Consider the following 22,200-nt stretch of genomic DNA (forward strand, 5'->3'; position numbering starts at 1 on the left):
ATGCATAACAGCACGAAGAAAATAGGCAGGGCTCAGTGGTTTTATTGATGTCTATTATTGGAGCAGTTTATTGATAAACTTGATGATTAAATCAACTGTATGTTTTTAGCACTGAAACACGTAAAGTCTTATTGCGCAAGATTTCAAAGCTAACTATTGTTATACTGTTTGCACAATGTATATGAAGGGCGACATAACAATGATCCAAGACGATCAAAACACAACGACTTCTCTTGACCTCAATCAAATCCGTCAGGATATCGACTCTGTTGATCAACAGATTCAACAACTTATTAACCGTCGAGCGAAACTGGCGGAAGCTGTTGCAAAAGCAAAATTTGCTTCTGAAGAGAATCCAATGTTTTACCGTCCAGAACGTGAAGCGCAAGTTTTACGGAATGTTATGGAGCGTAATGAAGGCCCTTTGTCTGATGTGACCATGGCACGTTTGTTCCGTGAAATCATGTCTGCATGTTTGGCTCTAGAAGCACCGCAAAGTATTGCATTTTTAGGCCCTGTCGGTACGTATACACACTCTGCAGTGTTGAAGCACTTTGGACATGATGCTGTGGTTCGTCCTTTACCGACCATTGATGAAGTGTTCCGTGAAGTGGAAGCAGGTAGTGCGCACTATGGTTTGGTGCCTGTAGAAAACTCATCAGAAGGTGTGGTCAACCATACTTTAGATTGTTTTAAGGCCTCACACTTAAATGTGATTGGTGAAGTTGAATTGCGTATTCATCACCAGTTTCTTGTGTCTGAAAACACGCGTAAAGACAGTATTAAACAAATTTATGCGCATCAGCAAACTTTGGCACAGTGCCGTGCATGGTTAGACGCACACTATCCAGGTGTGGAACGTGTAGCTTTAAGCTCGAATGCTGAAGCGGCACGTCGTATTCGTACTGAATGGCATTCGGCTGCTATTGCATCTGATGTTGCAGCAAGTATTTATGATTTAGAAATTTTACACAGTAATATTGAAGATAATCCTGAGAACACCACGCGCTTCTTGGTGATTGGTCGTGAAAGAATCCCGCAAAGTGGTAATGATAAAACGTCATTGCTGATTTCTGCACATGATCGCGCAGGTGCATTATTGGAAATCCTTGCACCATTTGCAAAGCACAACATTAGTTTGACCAGTATCGAAACGCGTCCTGCATTGCCTGAAAAATGGGCTTATGTCTTCTTCATCGACTTAGAAGGGCATGTGGAACAAGACAATGTTAAAGCGGCGATTGAAGAGATTCGTCCACTCGTGAAAGAAGTTCGAGTGTTAGGTTCATACCCAATAGCAGTATTGTAATCTCCGCTTTGGTTGAGTGTGTTATGCACTTAACCCCGTACACCACTTTAAATGGAAAGGTCACATGTCGTTTGCTCCAGCCAATGCAGGTATTTCGAAGTTAAAACCATATCAACCAGGTAAACCCATGAGCGAATTAGAGCGTGAATTGGGCATTACCGATATAGTCAAATTGGCCTCAAATGAGAATCCATTGGGTTGTTCTGAACAGGTTAAAGCAGCGGTTGCAGCAGAGTTGGCTGAAATTGGACGATATCCAGATGGCGGTGGTTTTATTTTAAAAGACCAAATTCATAGCCAGTTTGGTGTGGCACATGACTGTATTACCTTAGGCAATGGTTCAAACGATTTACTTGAAATGTTTGCGCGTGCTTTTGTTTCGGAGCAAGATTCGGTGGTATATAGTCAGCATGCGTTTGCGGTCTATGCTTTGGTCACGCAAGCCATCAATGCTGAAGCGATTGAGGTACCTGCTCATGGTTTTTCGCATGACCTTGACGCGATGGCGGCGGCAATTAAAGACAATACCAAATTGGTATTTATTGCAAATCCCAATAATCCGACAGGAACTTGGTTTGAAGAGGCCGAATTTGAGCGCTTCATGCAACAAGTACCGAGTCATGTGATCGTGGTTTTAGATGAAGCTTATGTGGAATATTTCCCAGAAAACTTTAACAGCTTAAAGTTTTTAGCACAGTATTCAAACCTGATTGTTAGTCGTACTATGTCGAAGTGCTTTGGTTTAGCGGCATTACGTGTTGGCTTTGCTTTGGCATCGGCAGAAGTGACAGACTTCTTAAACCGTATTCGTCAGCCGTTTAACGTCAACCATTTAGCCATGGTGGCAGCAGTTGCTGCACTGAAAGATGAAGATTTCATTGAGAAATCACGTGTGGTCAATAAAGCTGGCATGGTGCAACTTGAAGCAGGTTTTAAAGCGCTAGGTCTAAACTATGAGCCTTCTCGTGCTAACTTTATTCTGGTCGATATACAAGCCGATCCTACACAAACTTTTAATGCTTTATTAAAAGAGGGGGTGATTGTTCGTCCCGTGGGCATAGCCAATCATTTACGAGTATCGATTGGAACTGAAGCTGAAAATACGAAATTTCTAACGGCTTTGGCCAACGTACTAGGTTTAGAGGCGAACGCTTAAATGATGTCTGCGCCACTGTTTGAAAAAGTTGCATTTATTGGTCTTGGACTGATTGGTTCGAGTCTTGCAAGGGTGATGATCGCTGAAGGTTTAACCCAAAATATTGTAGCCTCTACACGTTCTGAAAAAACCTTACAGGATGCCAAAGCTTTGGGCTTAATCCAACAGGGGTATAGTGATCCTGTGCAGGCGGTTCAAGGTGCGGACTTGGTGGTTTTAGCCTTACCCGTTCGTGCAACGCAAAAAGTCTTGGAAACCATCAAACCCTATTTGCAAGAACATACGATTATTACCGATGTGGGCAGTACCAAAGGCAATGTGGTCGACGCGGCCAAAGCCGTGTATGGCGAAGCATTACCTGCTGGGTTTGTACCGGGGCATCCGATTGCGGGGGCAGAACACACGGGTGTGCATGCAGGTAAGGTCGATTTATTTGCAAATCATAAAGTGATTTTGACACCATTACCGACCAGTGCTGATTGGGCTGTAGAGAAACTGATTCAACTATGGCAAGCTGCGAAAGCAGAAGTGATTTGTATGGATGTGGCCAAGCATGATGAAGTCTTGGCGCATACCAGTCATCTTCCGCATTTGATGGCTTTTAACTTAGTTGAACAACTGGCAAACCGTGAAGATAATTTAGATATTTTTCGCTATGCTGCGGGGGGCTTCCGCGATTTTTCTCGAATTGCGGCAAGTGACCCACAAATGTGGCATGACATCTTTTTTGCCAATAAAAAAGCCATTTTAAATGCCGTAGATGGTTTTGAAAACCAACTGGCTACGATTCGTAAACTCATTGAAGATGAAGATTCACATGCTTTAATGGGCTTGCTTGGACATGCGCAAGCAGCGCGCCAGCATTTTAACCATATGCTCGCTCAAAAACCTTTCATGGAGAACAATAAAGTGACGACACAGCAATTCACCATATTACCGGGTAAAAAGAGTTTCCAGGGTAAGTTTAGCGTGCCAGGTGATAAATCTGTGTCACACCGTTCAATCATGTTTGGTGCAATTGCGGAAGGAACGACGCATGTGACAGGTTTCTTGGAAGGTGAAGATGCGTTAGCAACCTTACAAGCCTTCCGTGATATGGGAGTCAGCATTGAAGGTCCTAAAAATGGTGAAGTGACGATTCATGGTGTGGGCGTAAATGGCCTAAAAGCACCAGCAAGTGCGCTTTACATGGGTAACTCAGGGACTTCGATGCGTCTGCTTTCAGGCATGCTCTCTGCACAAAAATTTGACTCTGTAATGACGGGTGATGCATCACTGTCAAAACGTCCAATGGAACGTATTGCTAAACCATTACGTGAAATGGGTGCACAGATTCAAACCACAGGTGAGCGTGGTACACCTCCTGTTTCGATCACTGGAAACCAAGCTTTGCAAGGCATTCACTATGATTTGCCAATGGCATCTGCGCAGGTGAAATCTGGGATTTTATTGGCAGGTTTGTGGGCAGCAGGTGAAACATCGGTCACAGAACCTGAACCTACACGTGACCATACTGAACGTATGCTACGTGCATTTGGTTATGATGTGAAAACAGAAGGCAACCGTATTTCACTGCAAGGTGGCGGTAAGTTAGTTGGTACAGAGATTCAAGTGCCATCAGATATTTCATCGGCTGCTTTCTTTATGGTGGGTGCTGCGATTACTGAAGGTTCAGATGTCACTTTAGAAGCCGTGGGCATTAACCCAACGCGTACAGGTGTGATCGAGATTTTGAAGCAAATGGGTGCGGATATTACGGTTGAAAATGAACGTATTGCTGGCGGAGAGCCGATCGCAGACATTCGTATTCAAGGCACACGTACACTCAAAGGTATTCATATGCCTGAAGATCAAGTGCCATTGGCGATTGATGAATTCCCTGCATTGTTTATTGCTGCGGCATGTGCTGAAGGACAAACCGTATTAACGGGTGCTGCTGAGCTCCGTGTGAAAGAATCAGATCGTATTCAAGTGATGGCGGATGGTTTAAAAACCATGGGTATCGATTGTACGCCGACTGACGATGGTATCATCATCGAAGGTAAAGGTCATTCGGGCGAGTGGGGCGCGATTTTTACCGGTGGCGAAATTGAATCACATCATGATCACCGTATTGCGATGAGTTTCTCAATGGCCGGTTTACGCACCTCTGGTGAAATTAAAATCATTGGCACTGAAACGGTTGCCACGAGTTTCCCGACCTTTACACAATTGAGTAATCAAGCCGGTTTAGCGATCCAAGTCACTGAATAAGACTAAAGCTTAGATATTTTGTGTGAAAACAGCCAAGCTTTTGCTTGGCTGTTTTGTGTTAAGTCATTATGCTAAACCCATATAACAAAAAAGCCTTTGGGATGATCAATGAGAAAATTACAATTTACAGCACAGCATGGACAGCAGCAGGATGTAAATGAAAGCGGTGTAGTACAGAAGCAAGTACAAGACCTACTGGTTCAAAAGTTAGGTCAATTTGGTTTTGAAACTTTGCCACAAAGTGGTGATCAAGTGGCTGTGAGTGTCGATAATCATACTTTGCCCCTGTCTATTACGTGTCAAGGTCATGACAGCGAAGGAAATCTGGTGTGCGAAATTGCGTCTTATCCAGATGAAGAGCAAGACTGGTTAGACCGAATTGCTGAACGAAGCTTGTTAAATCAATTGGCACAAGCGGTTGAAACTACACTAAAAACAGATAAAAGTTTTACTGAGTTTGAGTGGAAAGGCTAATTGAATAGATAAAAAATGCTGAATTGGTTTTTCCTAATTCAGCATTTTTTAGGATAGAACACGTGTAATATTTTGATGGGTCAACGCACCTATAACAGAATGTGCTATAAGACTTATTCCACACGTAACCAAGTTTGGCTACGTCCTACAGCAGAAACGCCTAAATAACCTCTTAAGAATAGCTTTTTACCATTTGGGCTAATTTTACCTTTTAGGCTATATAGCTTGCCTGAAATGGGATCGATGATTTTGCCATGCGTATAATTAATATTATTTTCAGTTTTTAAACCTGTAATCACTTGCATGCCAATAATAGGCTTATCGGTGTAAGGTGCAGGGCAGTTGGTGCAGAATTCTTTAGCTGTATAGCCTGGACGAGGTGTTGCTTTCAGTGCAGTTCCAGCATAAGTCCCATTGGCTTGCTTTTCAATTTTCACCAGACCTTTGGGTTCTCCAGTTTTATCATCGATATAACGCCAAGTTCCTATAATGTCCTGAGCACAGGCAGATGTGGTGGCTATAGTGACTAAAACTGCCCCGAGAATTGTTTTCATAAAATCCCTGAATATTTTAAAAATTATTTAAATGAATAGCTCTCACGAGCTAAGATGTTGATTGTATAACTTATTATTTGAATAATGATGTGCAGAATATATCAAGTTCAAGCGTAGATTGTTGCATAAACTACCATTAGCAGGATTCAAGCCTCACTTATTTTTAATACAGGTATTTGATGGAGGTAGTGCTGATTGAGTTTAGCGCTCAACAGGAAGCTTGAAATTATTTTGGGAACAGAAGAGATATAAGGGAAGACTAATGAAGCTGCTGGAAATGGCTTATTAAGCGTTGGAATAGAAAAAGAGATAGGTCTAGATTAAAAATAAAAGTTCAAGAAAGAAAGGGGGGTAATGTTAGATAGCCATTTCTTTCCTGAACTGAGTGATGTGTTAAATCCACAGGAAACGTGTAATCGCAATACGTAACTGTTTTAAGTAACCGGTAAAGAAATGGTTTGCACCAGGTAATACAGTCACTAAATGGCGCTGCGGTTTAGCCCATGTAATCATGTCAGACAGTAAGGTTACTTCATCGGCTTCGCCATGGATGAATAAGATGTCACCTTTAAGTTGTGGTGTTACATAGTGGCGTACACCTGCGACCGTTGCCGTTGGTAGACCACATAAAATGGTTTGTTTTGGTCGAATTTCTTCTTGTAAAGCATCATAGCATTTCGCCATGACATGCGCACCGAAACTAAAACCACCCGCATAGAAGGGTAAAGTTGTATGTGCTGCACGAGCATGCTTAATCACTTCAAGAACATCATCAGTTTCGCCATGACCTTCGTCGTGTAGACCAACACTTTGACCTGAGCCACGGAAACTTGGACGGTACACAATACAACCGCGTTCTAAGAACATTTGCGCAAGCAATGCTGGAACCTTGTGTTGAGGCGTACCACCTTGGAGTGGATGGGGGTGAGTAACTACCGCGAATCCTTTCACTTCACCCTGCGGATAATCTACAAAAACTTCAATTTGCCCAACTGGACCTTGAATGAACATCTGCTCAGACATAGAGAATCGATACATATAACAGGAGAATGGGCTAGTTTAACCGTTTATGCTTATTAAAAACACAGATTGGCAATAAAATAAGTCTACTGATATAGTCTGTTTAATTGTTTTTTAATCAGGTTATCTATGCTTGCCCTTGTTTCTCCTGCCAAAACTTTAGATTACCAAACTGCTTTACCTACCGATGCGTATACACAACCCAGATTGCTGCAACATTCCCAAGAATTGATCGAAGTTAGTCGCAAACTGTCAGCAAGTGAAATTGCAAGCTTAATGAGCGTCAGTGAAAAAATTGCCACGTTAAACGTCGATCGTTTTCGCGATTGGCAGCCAGAATTCAACTTTGCCAATGCGCGACAAGCCTTGTTTGCTTTTAAAGGCGATGTCTATACCGGTTTAGATGCTTATCATTTGTCAGAGTCGAACATTGAATATGCACAGCAACATTTAAGAATGCTCTCAGGTTTATATGGTTTGCTACGTCCATTGGACTTGATGATGCCGTATCGTTTAGAGATGGGAACCAAGCTGGCTAACCCACGCGGACATAATCTGTATGAGTTTTGGGGCAATCATATTACCGATTTAATTAACCAAGATTTAGAACAGGCAGGTTCTAAAATTTTGCTGAATATTGCTTCGGATGAATACTATAAATCTGTGAAAGCAAGCAAAATCCAAGCTGAAATTATTAAACCTGTGTTTTTAGATCAGAAAAATGGCAAATATAAAGTCATTAGTTTTTATGCCAAAAAAGCACGTGGTTTGATGGCGCGTTACATGATTGAAAACCAAATTGATCAAATTGAAGGGTTAAAATCATTCCAGACAGATGGTTATTACTTTGATGCCAACAGCTCATTAAAAGGCGAGTTGGTCTTTAAACGAGATGAACAAGCGGCATAATGTAATGGGCATTCCAATGGTGCAGTATACAAAACAGTTTCAGGACTATTGGGCGCTCACCGCAAAGCAACTGAGTTTGGATGACGATACCACTCAAAATTTCTATGCATCGCTGTATGGCGCCTATAGTGAAGTACAGCGACATTATCATAGCATTCAACATATTGTTGAATGTTTAGAGCATTTTCATCAGATCAAAACCTACTTAGACGATGCTTTATCTGTTGAGTTGGCCATTTGGTTTCATGATGTCATTTATAACCCGCAAGCACATGACAATGAGCAGCAAAGCGCCGACTATATGCAACAGATGCTTAAAAATATGCTTGGAGCTGAGCAAATTGCAAAGATCTATGCATGGATTTTGGCAACTAAAGCACATGTACGGACAACTGACACTGATTTGGCTTATCTATTGGATATTGATCTGGCTATTTTAGCCAGCGATTCTATGCGTTTTGCTGAATATGAACACCAAATTCAGCAAGAATATGCTTGGGTTGAGCCCTCACTTTATGTGCAGAAGCGCCAACAAGTGTTAAGGCACTTTTTAGAAACGCAGCCACTGTACCAGACCCCATTTTTCCAAAAGTGCTATGAGCGTCTGGCTAAGCAAAACTTAGCCCAAGCTTTGACTGTTTAAAGCCCTTTAAATGCTTCGATGGCACGAATACGACTCGATTTTAAATCGACGATTGGTTGGGGATAGTCCAATTCCATATTCGGCTGCTTCGCGTAAGGCTCATGAATGCTTTTGGCATCTAAATGTGCAAGCTCTGGTAGCCACTGTCGAATATAATCACCATTACTATCAAACTTCTGAGACTGGCTCACAGGGTTAAAGACTCGGAAGTAAGGTACAGCATCGGTGCCCGTGGAGGCACACCACTGCCATCCGCCATTATTGGCAGCTAAGTCACCATCAGCCAAATGTTGCATAAACCATTGCTCGCCCAGTCGCCAATCAATCAACAAGTTTTTAGTTAAGAACATTGCGACAATCATACGAACTCGATTATGCATCCAGCCTGTCGCAAGGAGTTGTCGCATGCCTGCATCCACAATTGGAATACCAGTACGACCTTGTTGCCACGCGTTTAAATCTTCAGGCGAATCTCGCCATACAATACGCTGTGTATTGGCTTTAAAGGGCAGATGTTTAGAGACATGTGGAAAATCAAATAAAATATGCTGATAAAACTCCCGCCAAAGTAATTCATCTAACCAAGTCTGCTGACCTGTGTTATCAATCATAAATTGACCGTGTTGAGCACGAAACAGGGCATTGAGACACTGGCGAATCGACACGATCCCGAGATTTAAATAAGTTGAAAGTTGACTGGTGCTATTTAAAAATGGAAAGTCTCTCTCTTTTTGATAGTCACTAACTTTGTGATCAATAAAATCATCGAGCACTGAAAGCGCATATATTTCCGTTTCAGGCCAATAGGCTTTAATTTGATTTAACTCCTTCGTATTCACATCAATCAGCGATTCAATGAGTGGAATGGTTCTATTTAAATCGGCAGGAAGCTGAATAGGTTGCTGTGCAGAAGGGAGAGGGTAGCACTGCGGTAAGCCAATATTTAAGCGCTCATAACAGGTTTTTTTAAAAGCGCCAAAGACTTGATAGGGCTTATCAGATTGGTTACGAATACTGTTTAAGGGAAAGAGGGTTCGATCTTGGAAGAGCGTAAATTCAATGTGCTGCTGATTTAAGCATTGTTGAACTTCGGCATCGCGCTTAAGCTCATTCACGCCCATTTCGATATTTGCAAAGATCTGTTGTACTTGCAGTGTATGACACAAAGATGAAAGCTGAAGTGGAATATCTTGCCACAGCGGAATATTTAGAATGAGCAAAGGTATATTTAGCTGAGCAAGACTCTGTTTTAAATCGTGCAATTGTCTGACATATAAATCAATTTTTACAGCTGCATCATGATGTAATAGCCACTGTTGTGGGGATAGGATCACTAAAGCCAGCATAGGTCCATGTTGGCTTGCATGCCAAAGTGCAGCATGGTCGTGTATGCGAAGATCTTGTCTAAACCAAATTATGTTCATAAAAGGTTAATCAACTGTAATTTTTTGAAATATAAAATATTACAAAATTGAGCACTTTGATCATATTTTTTTCTCACTCGTTTAACTTAATCTTATGTTATTGAAATAATTAAATCAGAAAAAACTATAAAGTGTGAAGATGCTTTTTATCTGATAAATGTGTGACCCTTTGTATTATTTGTTATGATTTGTAATCATGCTAAAGCAGTTGTGGATATTGTGAATGTCATGAAAAAAATTCTAATCCCTATTTTTGTGGCTGCAGTTTGTTTGCTTGGGTTTGCTGTTTTTCAGGATACAGAAACGAAAAAACAGCAACAGTTGAATCAACTCATGAACAGTGCTGAGCCTAGAGTACAAAAGTTGAGTCCTTTCTCAAAGGCAAAGGTCGTGCCTGAAAAAGTCAGTAACCCGCTTCAAAGTGATGCTGAAGCAATAATCGAGCAGGTCTCTATTAAAGTACTTTGACGCTTAAGATAGAATAAAATCATGTGTAAATGACTTATCATGTTGAATTTTAATTAAAAATAAATTTAAAACAATTAAAAATCAGTGTGTTATAATTTGCGCCAAGATATATTGAATTTTAGATTTTGAGTCTAAAATGACGTTTTTATTGAAAGCTGCATACGGTTTATGCGGCTTTTTTGTTTAGGTATATATGGTTCGACCCTGCGTTTGAACCATTCATGGCTAAATAAACTTTTCCTGAATTGAGGAAATTTGGCATATTCATTGCTTTAACTTCCAGAAATTTAATCAGATTTTCATCGTACTGAGTGTCGAAATTTTTTGGCAGTTATACAGTTTTAAAAGTTTATTTACAGGGGCTAGGTCATGACGACTCCTAATCCATCTTCAGAAAATATGCTCGAGCGTATGTTCAAACTGAGTGAAAATAAAACCAGTTTTCGTACAGAGCTTCTTGCAGGTGTAACCACATTCTTAACCATGTGTTACATCATTATTGTGAATCCAATGATTTTATCCGAAACGGGGATGGATCATGGTGCTGTCTTTGTAGCGACTTGTCTTGCAGCCGCAATTGGCTGTTTGGTTATGGGTATTGTTGCAAATTATCCAATTGCATTAGCACCGGGTATGGGCTTAAACGCTTACTTTACCTATTCGGTGTGTATGGGTATGGGTGTGCCTTGGCAGACTGCTTTAGCTGCAGTGTTTGTATCAGGTTTGGTGTTCATTGCGATCAGTATGTTTAAGATCCGTGAAGCCATTGTGAATGCAATCCCAATGTCGCTTAAGCTTGCGATTGGCGGCGGAATTGGTTTATTCCTTGCGTTGATTGCTTTAAAAAATGCAGGCGTTATTGTGGACAATCCAGCGACTTTGGTTGGATTGGGCGACTTAAAGCAACCGACTGTTCTTTTGGCTTTATTTGGCTTCTTGATGGTGGTTGTACTGCATCACTTTAAAGTGCGTGGTGCCATTATTATTAGTATCTTGGCTTTAACTGCAATTTCAACAGCTATGGGCTTAAGCGAGTTTAAAGGTGTTGTTGGTGAGATTCCATCAATTGCTCCAACATTCATGCAAATGGACTTTGAAGGTCTATTTACGGCAAGCTTGGTTGGTGTCATCTTTGTATTCTTCTTGGTCGATTTATTTGACTCAACAGGTACATTGGTTGGTGTGTCACACCGTGCAGGCTTACTGAAAGATGGCAAGCTTCCACGTTTGAAAAAAGCATTATTTGCAGACTCAACCGCAATTGTTGCAGGTGCAGCATTAGGTACATCTTCGACGACACCATATATTGAGTCGTCTGCGGGTGTTGCTGCTGGTGGCCGTACAGGTTTAACCGCAGTCGTGGTCGGTGTGTTATTTATCTTATGTTTGTTTTTAGCACCCTTAGCTCAATCTGTACCTGGTTTTGCAACAGCTCCAGCATTGTTATTTGTTGGCGTGTTAATGATTCAGGGGATTACCCATATTGATTGGGATGATATTACTGAAGCCGTTCCTGCGTTCTTAACCATTGTATTTATGCCATTTACCTATTCAATTGCAGATGGTATTGCGATGGGCTTTATTAGCTATGCATTGGTTAAATTGTTCACCGGTAAAGCGGCGACTGTACCGTACATGGTGTGGATTGTGGCTGTGCTTTGGGCATTGAAATTTGCGTTATTTGGTGGTTAATTCATCAAATAGTGATAAGGGTGTAAACTCAGTTTACGCCCTTTTTTATTTTTAAAGAGGAAAAGATATGAGTCAATTGGAGCTCATTCGTGCTTTACCAAAAGCTGAATTGCATGTGCATATTGAAGGGACATTTGAGCCAGAACTCATGTTTGCAATCGCACAGCGTAATCAAATAGACATTCCTTATAAGTCGGTTGAAGAAGTAAAACAGGCTTATAATTTTCACAATTTGCAATCGTTTTTAGACATCTATTATGCAGGCGCAAATGTACTGATTCATGAGCAAGATTTCTACGACTTGGCTTGGGCGTATTTTGAAAAATGTGCCGAAGATCGTGTAGTACATACCGAAATGTTCTTTGACCCACAAACGCATACAGATCGTGGTATTGCTTTTGAAACAGTGATTAATGGTCTGCAACGCGCATGTGATGATGCCAAGGCAAAATTCGGCATTAGTTCGCATTTGATTATGTGTTTCTTGCGTCATTTAAGTGAAGAAGCAGCCCTTGAAACTTTAGCACAGGCATTGCCTTATAAAGATCAAATCATTGGTGTGGGCTTGGACTCAAGCGAAGTGGGGCATCCTCCTTCAAAGTTTGAACGTGTCTTTGCTAAAGCGCGTGAAGCAGGCTTTTTAGTGGTTGCGCATGCGGGTGAAGAAGGCCCAGCAGAATATGTGTGGGAAGCTTTAGATTTGCTTAAAGTGAATCGTATTGACCACGGTGTACGTTCTGAAGAAGATCCTGTATTAATGCAGCGTTTGATCGCGGAGAAAATGCCACTGACAGTTTGCCCACTCAGTAACTTAAAGTTATGTGTCGTTGACGATATGGCACAGCACAATATCCGCCGTTTGTTGCAACAAGGTGTGCAAGTGACAGTAAATTCAGATGATCCATCGTACTTTGGTGGTTATATGAATGATAACTTTATTGCCATTACAGATGCGTTAGACTTAACAGCAGCTGAGCTAAAACAATTGGCGCTGAACTCTTTTGAAGCGTCGTTTATTTCGGCAGAAGAGAAGCAAAAATGGGCGGCTGAAATTGCAGCCATTGCTTAATCTGATGTCCTTTTAAAGACAGAGTTCGCTCTGTCTTTTTTATGTGAGGTCAATATGAAAAAAATCATTGCATTGCTTGTGGTTATTGTTGTGCTCTTTGCAGTTTATTTGCTCAAAACGGATACTGGGTTAACGCAAAAACTACTAAAGCCAGTGGTGATGTATCAGTGCGGTGTAGAGCTTGAAGCGACAAGGCTGTGGAAAGTCAGTACAGCATTGCTTGGTGAAGAGAAAAAGAATCAGCTCCAAACGCAAATCTGTGGTTGCGTGGGTGAAAATGCGTTAAACGATATTCCTGCAACAACTTTGTTGCGTGCAGTGGTTGATGAACAAGTCAAAAAACAGGTGGTACAACAGGGTGTGTTGAATACGCTTAAGGGATGTGTGGTGGATGAAGTCCTAAAAGCAACAGATTGATGCTTTTAGGCTGGTTCAACTTGGTCTTACTTTGCTTGTTTGGTCATGCTATTTAACACATTATCTTTATCAATAAAGTGGTGTTTCAGTGCTGCTGCAATATGACCTACTAACAGTAATCCAGCTGCCCATGAAATCCAGATATGTAAAGGTTTTACGATCGCGAGTAACTGTGGATTGTCTTGTACTAAACGGGGAATTTCAAAAAGGTACAATACAGGTGCAGGGTGCCCAGCACTCCAGCTAAATAAACAGCCAGTAATTGGCAAAGCTAACAAAATGAAATATAAAGCCAAATGACCGAGGTGTGCCATTTTTTGCATTAATGGTGACATACTGTCTGGAAGTTTGGGTGCAGGGTGGGTATAACGCCAAAAGATACGAATCACCACTAGAAAAATAATTGTGGTTGCAATGTTCTTATGTAAGGTAATGACATCCCCTTTAAAGCTACCATCAGCATCATAACTGAGGAAGTTTCCGCTATAAAACCCAATCAGCCAAGCAGCAATAAAGATAATTGCCATGAGCCAATGCAGAATTTGAGCGGTACGCGTGTAATGGGTGTTTGCCGAGTTCATTAGATTCACATCCATTTTTATGTTGCGCTATTTTATAGAACTATAGATAGGTCAAAAATGTAGTAGATGCAACATAGCGTTGATATTCTGCAACGCTGCACAGACCAATGGCGCATGACTGATCTAAAACTGTGCAATAAGCGAAAGATATTAAAATGGCATGGAAATAGTGTTTCCGTAAATAGCAAAGATTCGGCAAAATACGCGCACTTTAACTGTTATAAATGGATAACTCCGTGAAAAAAATGAATGCAGTGCTTGCTCCTTTGGCTTTGATCCTTTCGGCTTGTACAGCGACTGATATGGCAACGACCAATACGACGACCACCACGCAACAACTGGGTACAGCAGCGCTTAAAATTGCCATTAATGCAAAATGTACGACTGAGTTGAATAATCTGCCAGCATGGAAAACAGCAACCAAATTTATGACTGCTGACCAAAAAACCGATATTCAAACCGAAATTTGTGGTTGTGTCAGTGAGAAAGCCCCACAAAATATTACCGCTGTCGATGTGGCAACAGCGGCCATTGACCCTGCGGCGCGTACAACCATTATTAGCAATGCTGTGACCAAAACCATCAATGCATGTGTGGCTGAAGCGGTGAATTAAGTTGTGATATATCAAAGAAGCGGGGGACATGCCTCGCTTCTTTGCGGTTTTTTTGTACTTTTTGGTGTTTATCTTTTATATTGATGTGAATAATAACAATTGAAGCCTGATTCCTTTTACAACAAAGGGTGTATCTGTATGAAAAATGATAAGTTAATTCTCTGTTTGTTTGGCTCGCTTATGCTTTCCGCGTGTGTGTCGAATCCTTTATCTAGCTCAGATGATGATGGAATCTCGGCTATTAAAATGGCCTCACATGCAAAATGTATGGATGAAATCGAAACTAATCCGACATGGATCATGGGCAGTAAGCTGTTATCAGAAGACCAAAAACAAAAGAAAAAACGTGAAGTATGTAACTGTGTAGGTGATAACTCTCCCAAAGTATTGTCTAAAGAGCAGTTGGCTTTGGCGGCAATTGATCCCAAAGCAAAGGCAACCTATGGCGCTTTAGCCGCAACAAAAACAACAGCCACATGCGCCTCCGAAATGCTAAACTAAGCCGAATAAATTGTTAAATTTTTAGAATGGCTGTTATCAGCCATTTTTTATGAGAGTAGAAAATGCAAATTGCAGGTGCAGATGAGGCAGGGCGCGGCCCTTTGGTGGGTTCAGTGGTCGCTGCTGCGGTAATTCTAGACCCCAATAACCCAATACAAGGGTTGAATGATTCCAAAAAATTGACTGAAAAAAAACGTGAAAAACTTTTTGTCGAAATTCAGGAAAAAGCATTAGCATGGGCGATTGCTGAGGCGAGTGCTGCTGAAATTGATGAGATCAACATTTTACAAGCATCTTTGCTTGCGATGCGCCGCGCGGTTGAACAGCTTGCAATACAGCCCGAACATGTCTTGGTTGATGGTAATAAAATTCCACAAGGCTTGAGTATGAGCTGTGAGGCAATTGTGGGCGGGGATGCTTTACATGCTGAAATCTCAGCGGCGAGTATTTTGGCCAAAGTGACACGTGACCATCAAATGATTGAGATGGATCGAAAATATCCTCAGTTTGGTTTTGCCAAACACAAAGGTTATCCAACCAAAGCGCATTTTGAGGCGATTGCTGAACATGGGGTCATTGACGAGCATCGTCGCAGTTTTGGGCCTGTAAAGAAAGTGATCGAGGCGCTTGAGCAAAAATAGACTGTATAAAAATTTAAAGCGGCCAATCGGGCCGCTTTATATCTGAATGTTTCAATCTTAACGATTGAAATTATTCTGCTGTGCACCTTCATCTTCAAATGCAGGCTGGTAATCCTGATCAAGATGTTGAAGATGTTCATGCATTGCACGTTCATGCTGAATGCGTTGATAAATCTCTTCACGATGTACAGATACTTCTTTGGGAGCATTGACACCAATACGAACTTGGTTGCCTTTGACACCAAGTACAGTAACACTTACTTGATCCCCAATCATTAATGTTTCACCGACGCGTCGGGTCAAAATCAGCATGTTTATCTCCTTGCAAAACGCTAAACCTGCAGTTGTACTAAAGTAAAATACATAATTTTTTGTATTTAAAAAAATTTAAACAAATGTTTAATACAACCGCATGACACTTGAATTTTTAGATATCTAGTGACATTAGGTATAACATTCATCTAAATTTAAGAAAGCCTCGGGCTTAATATAACAGAGCCACTATAGAAAAAACTATAGTGGCCCCTGATTTTTGTAGTCTTTTGCAAAAACTGTCAGACAATGACAAGTTTTTCGCAAGATTGCTTAAGCACGTGCGCTTGATTCACCATGTTCACGGTCTAAACCGAAAGCAGTGTGTAAAGAACGTACAGCAAGTTCTAAGTAGTTTTCTTCAATAATCACAGAAATTTTGATTTCTGAAGTTGAGATCATCAAAATGTTGATGCCTTCATCAGCTAGGGCAGTAAACATTTTACTTGCAACACCTGCATGCGAACGCATACCCACACCTACGATGGACACTTTAACAATGTCATCACGTGTAGCAACTTCGCGCGCACCAATAGCTTGAGCAGTTTCTTGAAGAATTTTTGTTGCTTTTGCAAGTTCGCCACGGTTTACCGTGAAAGTGAAGTCAGTTGTACCATCTTCTTCAACATTTTGGATAATCATATCCACTTCAATGTTGGCATTGCCAATTGGCGATAAAATTTTAGATGCAATACCTGGTTCATCAGGAACACCTAGAATCGTAAGTTTAGCTTCGTCACGGTTAAATGCGATACCAGAGATAATTGGTTGTTCCATGTTGTCTTCCGCCTCAGTGGTGATTAGTGTTCCGACGTTCTTTTTAAAGTCTTCGTCGAATGCGCCATCATCGTCATTATCAAAACTTGATAATACGCGTAAAGGCACTTGGTATTTTCCTGCAAATTCAACCGAACGAATTTGTAGAACTTTAGAACCAAGTGATGCCATTTCCAGCATTTCTTCAAATGAAATACGGTCTACTTTTTTCGCTTTTGGTGCAACGCGTGGGTCAGTCGTATAAACGCCATCTACATCGGTATAGATTTGGCATTCATCTGCTTTTAATGCCGCAGCAAGTGCTACACCAGAAGTATCTGAACCGCCACGGCCGAGGGTGGTGGTGTTGCCATCGGCATCGAAGCCTTGGAAACCAGCAACCACGATCACACGACCGGCATCTAAATGCGCAGTCATGGTGTCAGTATCAATCGACTCGATACGTGCTTTGGTAAACGCATTGTCTGTTTTGATACCGACTTGGCGACCCGTAAGTGACTTAGCTTCAACGCCAATAGAATTGAGCGCCATTGCTAACATTGAAATCGTTACCTGTTCACCCGTAGAAACCATTTGGTCTAATTCTCGTGGGTCAGGGGTTTCGGTAATGGCTTTCGCTAAAGCAAGTAGACGATTGGTTTCGCCACTCATTGCTGATACAACCACTACAACCTTGTGGCCGTGGTCATGCCAACGCTTTACACGACGAGCAACATTTAAAATGCGCTCTGGAGTACCCATAGAGGTACCGCCATATTTTTGAACGATTAATGCCATAGTTGTTCCATATAAACCATGACCCTGAATGCATCATTCAGGGTCAGTTACACAAAAGGTGAAGTTTTATTTCGCTTCAAGCCAAGCAGTTAAATCTGCCATCACTGTTGCAAACTTCTCGTTTAGTGGCGCGCCACCTTGTGCTAAGTCAGGTTTGCCACCACCTTTACCACCAAGCTCAGTTGCTAGATGTTTGATGATGTCACCTGCTTTAATAGAAGCAGTAAAGTCTTTTGCTACAGATGCAATCAGGCTAACTTTGTCACCTTCAACACCAGCAAGTACGATGACTGCATTTTCTAATTTTGATTTCACACCGTCATGTAGGTTGCGAAGTGATTTCGCATCCATGTTTTGAACAGTCGTGATTAGCGTTTGACGACCCGCAAGCGTTTGAACTTGGCTAAGCAGTTCAGCAGCTTGGAAGCTGGCAAGTTTTTGATTGAGTTGTTCAATCTGTTTTTGCAAGCTTGATGCTGTGTCGACTAAGGCTTCAACTTTTTCTAAAGTTTGGTCTTTTTGAGCTTTTAATAAACCGTTGATGGTATTGATATCACGGTCAGCTTTTTGAGCAACATCAACGGCTTTGGTGCCCGTTACCGCTTCAATACGGCGTACACCCGCAGCTACACCACCTTCAGAAGTGATTTTGAACAAGCCAATGTCGCCCGTGCGTTTAACGTGAATACCACCACACAGCTCGATTGAGAAGTTCTTCTCTTCAATGATTGAACCCATTGAAAGTACACGAACTTCATCACCATATTTTTCACCGAACAACATCATCGCACCTTTAGCCTTTGCAGACTCGATGTCGAGAAGTTCAGTGGTAACAGGGCTGTTTGCAATCACTTCGGCATTGACTAAACGTTCAATTTCTTGAAGTTGTTCAAATGAAACTGGCTGATCATTGGCAAAGTCAAAACGTAAGATGTCTGACGCAACCAATGAGCCTTTTTGTTGTACGTGTTCACCTAGAATTTGACGTAGTGCAGCATGCAAAAGGTGAGTTGCAGAGTGGTTACGTGCAGTTGCTGCACGAATGTCTGCTTTTACAATCGCTTCAACAGATTGAGTTGCTTTTAAGCTACCCATGGTCACGATACCTTGGTGAACAAAAGCGCCGCCCGATTTCTTGGTGTCTTGGACTTCAAAAATACCTGTGTCATTTTTGAAAATACCTGTGTCACCAATTTGACCGCCGCTTTCTGCATAGAACGGGGTTTGGTTCAGTACGATGAGGGCTTCGTCACCTTCAACGACTTCATCAACTTGTTCACCATCTTTATAGATCGCGACAATTTGACCTTGGCCAACTGTTGCATCATAGCCGTCAAACTGAGTTTCGCCTTCAACTTTAACAACAGAGTTGTAGTCAATTGCGAATTTACCTGCATCGCGTGCACGTTGACGTTGAGCTGCCATTTCAACTTCAAAGCCAGCTTCGTCAATGGTTAAATCACGTTCACGTGCGATGTCGGCAGTCAGGTCAGTTGGGAAACCATACGTATCATACAGTTTAAACACCACTTCACCTGGAATCACAGAACCTTTCAGTTGAGCCAATTCACCTTCAAGCAATTTCAAACCTTGCTCTAGAGTTTTAGCAAATTGTTCTTCTTCTTTCAGCAATTGCGCTTCAATACGTACTTTCTGTGCTTCAAGTTCTGGGTAAGCTTGACCCATCACTTCAATTAAAGGTTGCAACATTTTATGGAAGAATGAACCTGTTGCACCGAGCTTGTTACCATGACGAACTGCACGACGGATAATACGACGTAGTACATAACCACGGCCTTCATTTGATGGGTTTACACCATCAGCAATCAAGAATGAACATGAACGGGCATGGTCAGCAACGACTTTCAATGAAGCAGGATAATCCACGGGCTTGCCTTCAGATTGTGCTTTCGCTTCAAGTTCTGAGGTGTCTAGACCAATAATTTCAGCCGCAGCTTTAAGTAAATGCTGGAATAAATCGATTTCGTAGTTTGAGTTGACGTGTTGTAAAACTGCAGAAATACGCTCTAAGCCCATACCTGTATCAACAGAAGGCGCCGGAAGAGGGTGTAATACGCCATCTGCAGTACGGTTAAACTGCATGAAAACGTTGTTCCAGATTTCAATGAAACGATCGCCGTCTTCTTCAGGTGTACCCGGTAAGCCGCCCCAAATATGGTCGCCATGGTCAAAGAAGATTTCAGAACATGGACCACATGGACCAGTATCACCCATTGCCCAGAAGTTATCTGATGCGTATTGGCCACCTTTGTTGTCGCCAATACGGATAATACGTGATGCATCTAAACCAATTTCTTTGTTCCAGATGTCAAATGCTTCGTCGTCAGTGTGGTAAACCGTTGCATAGAGTTTGTCTTTAGGCAGCGCTAACCAAGCTTCACCTGTTAGAAAATCCCATGCAAATTTGATCGCATCACGTTTGAAGTAGTCGCCAAATGAGAAGTTACCTAACATTTCAAAGAAGGTATGGTGACGTGCGGTATAACCGACATTGTCTAAGTCGTTGTGTTTACCACCTGCGCGGACACATTTTTGTGAAGACACCGCACGTACATAATCACGTTTTTCTAGGCCTAAGAAACAATCTTTAAATTGGTTCATACCCGCGTTGGTAAACAACAAAGTAGGGTCGTTGGCGGGAACTAGAGAACTCGACGCGACACGTGTATGCCCTTGCGATTCAAAGTAGCTTAAAAAAGCTTCGCGAATTTCAGCTGATGTCATAAAACGAGTACTCACAACCAAGTCACTCCATAATTTCGATTTGGCTAATAGTAGCTGAAGAAAGTCTTATTCTAAATACGCTGACTTCAGATACTGGCTTAAAAATTTTAAAACGCCAAATTATAACGGAAAAAGGATGTTGCACCAATCACTTTAAGGCGAATTGATGACATTTCTATGTATTCGATAGTTCTAAGATTTTGCTTGTTATTGTTGGATATTTATATCATTTCATGGAAATGAGTTGATTAGTGCGAGGTTGTCAGGCTGGTCAATTTATGACTTAAGGGTTCATATTCATCATCTTCACTGATGGGGGATAGAAAAAGAAAGCTTAACCAAACCTATATAAATCCATTAATATAGGCCTGCTTTATCTTTCATCATTTTATAAATAAGGGCAAGTCATGCAACGAGTGGCGATAAATGGATTTGGTCGAATCGGACGTAATGTACTACGCGCTTGGTTTGAAAATCCAAAGAACTTTCAGTTTGAAATCGTCGCAGTAAATGATGTAGCAGATGTAGAAACCTTATTGCATTTATTTAAATATGACACCACGCATGGGCGATTTCCGGGCAAAGTCGATTTAAGTTATGAAAATGAAAGGATTTATTTACATCTTTCTAAAGATCAAGCGCAGCTCAAAGTTGAAGTATTGTGTCAGGCAAACCCGCAGGATTTACCTTGGGCAAGTCTCAATGTCGACGTGGTTCTAGAGTGCACAGGTTTATTTCGCTCGCGTGAAGCGGCAACAGGGCATATCAGCGCAGGTGCAAAGCGCGTGATTATTGGTGCAGCACCTTTTGATTCGGTTGATGCTGCAATTGTGTATGGGGTGAATCACCATGAGGTCAAAGTGAGTGACCAAATCATTTCCAGTGTGTCATGTACCACGCAGGCCTTAGTGCCTTTGGTTAAAATCATTGATGATGCTTTTGGGATTGATACCGCGCTCATGACCGAAATTCATGCAGTGACTGCCGATCAGTCTGTATTAGATCATGCGCATCGTGATTTAAGACGTGCCCGTGCTTCAGGTCAAAATATTATTCCCACCACATCGTCAGCCCTCGGTGCTTTAAAACAAGTTATGCCAAAAATGGCCGATCGTATCGATGGTTATTCGATTCGTGTGCCAACCATTAATGTGGCGGCAATTGATTTAACTTTTATTTCGCAAACACCGATTACCGACCATAAAATTAATGAAGTGCTGATTCAGGCGGCGAAGTCAGACTACCGTGAAATTATGGATGTGACGGATGAACCTTTGGTATCTTCAGATTTTAACCATTCACCCTATTCACTTATTGTTGATTTAACGCAAACCATGGTGGTGGGGCATCAAGCTAAAGTCTTTGCGTGGTATGACAATGAATGGGGCTATGCAAACCGCTTATTAGATTTGTGTGAATCTTTTAGTGCGTCAACTACCTAAAGGTCTTTATTTTTAAGCATCTTTTACTCTGAAAACAAGATGATAGGCATAGACCGAATACAGACTTGTGGTTATCATGAATCTATAAACGAAAATAATGTAGAGCGGTGCTTATGTTGATCTTAATTTGGGGATTTATTTTGCTGTTGGCGGTCGCTGTCGTATTTTTAATTTGGTTTCAATTTAAAAATCAGGCAGATAAAACCGATCCAAGCGTACAGCAGAATCAACTGCAAGAAAAAGTACATCATCTTGAAGAAAACTTAAAAAAGACCTTGGAAATTATGCAAGATCTTGCAAAAAAGATGCATGTGCAACAGGAAGTGATCGAGCAGACCACGTCTAAGTTGCAAAAAGTTGAGCTACAAAACGCTGAGTTGGTGAATATTCTCGCTAAAGCTGTACAGCCTGAACGCTAAAAA

22 protein-coding genes are annotated in these 22,200 nt (G+C 41.5%); 15 read left to right on the forward strand and 7 right to left on the reverse strand.

Annotation, left to right across the window (positions count from 1 at the left end):
- Nucleotides 1–199: 199 nt before the first annotated feature.
- The 4 genes from pheA to AXW61_RS07220 all read left to right on the forward strand — a co-directional run bounded on the left by pheA (nt 200) and on the right by AXW61_RS07220 (nt 5,192).
- On the forward strand, nt 200–1,309 hold the full coding sequence (pheA, locus tag AXW61_RS07205) for a prephenate dehydratase (protein ID WP_004696123.1): 1,110 nt from the start codon (nt 200–202) through the stop codon (nt 1,307–1,309).
- 64 nt (nt 1,310–1,373) lie between these two features.
- Nucleotides 1,374–2,465: a histidinol-phosphate transaminase gene (hisC, locus tag AXW61_RS07210; RefSeq protein ID WP_062033701.1), complete on the forward strand. Its 1,092-nt coding sequence runs from the start codon at nt 1,374–1,376 to the stop codon at nt 2,463–2,465.
- Nucleotides 2,466–2,468: 3 nt separating this feature from the next.
- Entirely contained in the window at nt 2,469–4,718 is a 2,250-nt protein-coding gene (locus AXW61_RS07215) for a bifunctional prephenate dehydrogenase/3-phosphoshikimate 1-carboxyvinyltransferase (RefSeq protein WP_062033886.1), read from the forward strand.
- Between the two features lie 108 nt (nt 4,719–4,826).
- Nucleotides 4,827–5,192: a hypothetical protein gene (locus AXW61_RS07220; RefSeq protein WP_058869966.1), complete on the forward strand. Its 366-nt coding sequence runs from the start codon at nt 4,827–4,829 to the stop codon at nt 5,190–5,192.
- Nucleotides 5,193–5,305: 113 nt separating this feature from the next.
- On the opposite strand, the gene AXW61_RS07225 is transcribed toward AXW61_RS07220, so the two are convergent.
- Nucleotides 5,306–5,746, reverse strand: coding sequence for a DUF2147 domain-containing protein (locus tag AXW61_RS07225; RefSeq protein ID WP_062033707.1), 441 nt, complete (start codon nt 5,744–5,746; stop codon nt 5,306–5,308).
- A 393-nt stretch (nt 5,747–6,139) separates the two neighbouring features.
- Nucleotides 6,140–6,769 carry a hydrolase gene (locus AXW61_RS07230; protein WP_010327145.1) on the reverse strand — a complete coding sequence of 210 codons (630 nt, stop codon included), beginning with the start codon at nt 6,767–6,769 and terminating at the stop codon, nt 6,140–6,142.
- 126 nt (nt 6,770–6,895) lie between these two features.
- Here AXW61_RS07230 and yaaA point away from each other — a divergent pair, with 126 nt between their 5' ends.
- Together yaaA and AXW61_RS07240 are read left to right on the forward strand one after the other, a co-directional pair.
- Nucleotides 6,896–7,675 carry a peroxide stress protein YaaA gene (gene yaaA, locus AXW61_RS07235; RefSeq protein ID WP_062033711.1) on the forward strand — a complete coding sequence of 260 codons (780 nt, stop codon included), beginning with the start codon at nt 6,896–6,898 and terminating at the stop codon, nt 7,673–7,675.
- Nucleotides 7,676–7,691: 16 nt separating this feature from the next.
- Nucleotides 7,692–8,318, forward strand: a complete 627-nt coding sequence (locus AXW61_RS07240; protein WP_062033889.1) for a hypothetical protein — start codon at nt 7,692–7,694, stop codon at nt 8,316–8,318.
- Here AXW61_RS07240 and AXW61_RS07245 read toward each other — a convergent pair.
- On the reverse strand, nt 8,315–9,742 hold the full coding sequence (locus AXW61_RS07245; protein ID WP_062033713.1) for a deoxyribodipyrimidine photo-lyase: 1,428 nt from the start codon (nt 9,740–9,742) through the stop codon (nt 8,315–8,317). The two genes, AXW61_RS07240 and AXW61_RS07245, sit on opposite strands and share 4 nt — an antisense overlap.
- Nucleotides 9,743–9,970: 228 nt before the next feature.
- Here AXW61_RS07245 and AXW61_RS07250 point away from each other — a divergent pair, with 228 nt between their 5' ends.
- From AXW61_RS07250 to AXW61_RS07265, 4 genes are all read left to right on the forward strand, one after another.
- The gene (locus tag AXW61_RS07250; protein WP_240487443.1) at nt 9,971–10,210 is read left to right on the forward strand and encodes a hypothetical protein; all 240 of its coding nucleotides are present in this window, start codon (nt 9,971–9,973) and stop codon (nt 10,208–10,210) included.
- Nucleotides 10,211–10,579: 369 nt separating this feature from the next.
- Nucleotides 10,580–11,902: an NCS2 family permease gene (locus AXW61_RS07255; protein WP_004696144.1), complete on the forward strand. Its 1,323-nt coding sequence runs from the start codon at nt 10,580–10,582 to the stop codon at nt 11,900–11,902.
- Between the two features lie 67 nt (nt 11,903–11,969).
- Nucleotides 11,970–12,971 (forward strand): adenosine deaminase, encoded by a 1,002-nt coding sequence (locus AXW61_RS07260; RefSeq protein WP_062033719.1) that lies wholly within the window; start codon nt 11,970–11,972, stop codon nt 12,969–12,971.
- 54 nt (nt 12,972–13,025) lie between these two features.
- Nucleotides 13,026–13,388, forward strand: a complete 363-nt coding sequence (locus AXW61_RS07265) for a hypothetical protein (protein WP_062033722.1) — start codon at nt 13,026–13,028, stop codon at nt 13,386–13,388.
- Nucleotides 13,389–13,414: 26 nt separating this feature from the next.
- On the opposite strand, the gene AXW61_RS07270 is transcribed toward AXW61_RS07265, so the two are convergent.
- Entirely contained in the window at nt 13,415–13,984 is a 570-nt protein-coding gene (locus tag AXW61_RS07270; protein ID WP_171254056.1) for a cytochrome b, read from the reverse strand.
- A 221-nt stretch (nt 13,985–14,205) separates the two neighbouring features.
- Between AXW61_RS07270 and AXW61_RS07275 the strand changes: the two genes are divergently transcribed.
- From AXW61_RS07275 to rnhB, 3 genes are all read left to right on the forward strand, one after another.
- Nucleotides 14,206–14,583, forward strand: a complete 378-nt coding sequence (locus AXW61_RS07275) for a hypothetical protein (RefSeq protein ID WP_062033729.1) — start codon at nt 14,206–14,208, stop codon at nt 14,581–14,583.
- A gap of 138 nt (nt 14,584–14,721) precedes the next feature.
- Nucleotides 14,722–15,084 carry a hypothetical protein gene (locus AXW61_RS07280; protein ID WP_004696154.1) on the forward strand — a complete coding sequence of 121 codons (363 nt, stop codon included), beginning with the start codon at nt 14,722–14,724 and terminating at the stop codon, nt 15,082–15,084.
- Nucleotides 15,085–15,146: 62 nt separating this feature from the next.
- The gene (rnhB, locus tag AXW61_RS07285) at nt 15,147–15,725 is read left to right on the forward strand and encodes a ribonuclease HII (protein WP_062033732.1); all 579 of its coding nucleotides are present in this window, start codon (nt 15,147–15,149) and stop codon (nt 15,723–15,725) included.
- A gap of 57 nt (nt 15,726–15,782) precedes the next feature.
- Here rnhB and csrA read toward each other — a convergent pair whose 3' ends face one another.
- The 3 genes from csrA to alaS form a co-directional block, all read right to left on the reverse strand.
- A complete protein-coding gene (gene csrA / locus AXW61_RS07290; RefSeq protein WP_004982340.1) occupies nt 15,783–16,037 on the reverse strand; it encodes a carbon storage regulator CsrA in 255 nt (84 codons plus the stop codon).
- Between the two features lie 273 nt (nt 16,038–16,310).
- Nucleotides 16,311–17,591: an aspartate kinase gene (locus tag AXW61_RS07295; protein WP_010327134.1), complete on the reverse strand. Its 1,281-nt coding sequence runs from the start codon at nt 17,589–17,591 to the stop codon at nt 16,311–16,313.
- Between the two features lie 66 nt (nt 17,592–17,657).
- On the reverse strand, nt 17,658–20,351 hold the full coding sequence (gene alaS / locus AXW61_RS07300; protein WP_171254057.1) for an alanine--tRNA ligase: 2,694 nt from the start codon (nt 20,349–20,351) through the stop codon (nt 17,658–17,660).
- 392 nt (nt 20,352–20,743) lie between these two features.
- On the opposite strand from alaS, the gene AXW61_RS07305 reads away from it, so the two are divergent.
- Together AXW61_RS07305 and AXW61_RS07310 are read left to right on the forward strand one after the other, a co-directional pair.
- Nucleotides 20,744–21,778 (forward strand): type I glyceraldehyde-3-phosphate dehydrogenase, encoded by a 1,035-nt coding sequence (locus AXW61_RS07305; protein ID WP_010327132.1) that lies wholly within the window; start codon nt 20,744–20,746, stop codon nt 21,776–21,778.
- A gap of 113 nt (nt 21,779–21,891) precedes the next feature.
- On the forward strand, nt 21,892–22,197 hold the full coding sequence (locus AXW61_RS07310; protein WP_081408273.1) for a hypothetical protein: 306 nt from the start codon (nt 21,892–21,894) through the stop codon (nt 22,195–22,197).
- Nucleotides 22,198–22,200: the final 3 nt, after the last annotated feature.

Source organism: Acinetobacter sp. BMW17 (assembly GCF_001592855.1).
Classification (GTDB): domain Bacteria; phylum Pseudomonadota; class Gammaproteobacteria; order Pseudomonadales; family Moraxellaceae; genus Acinetobacter; species Acinetobacter johnsonii.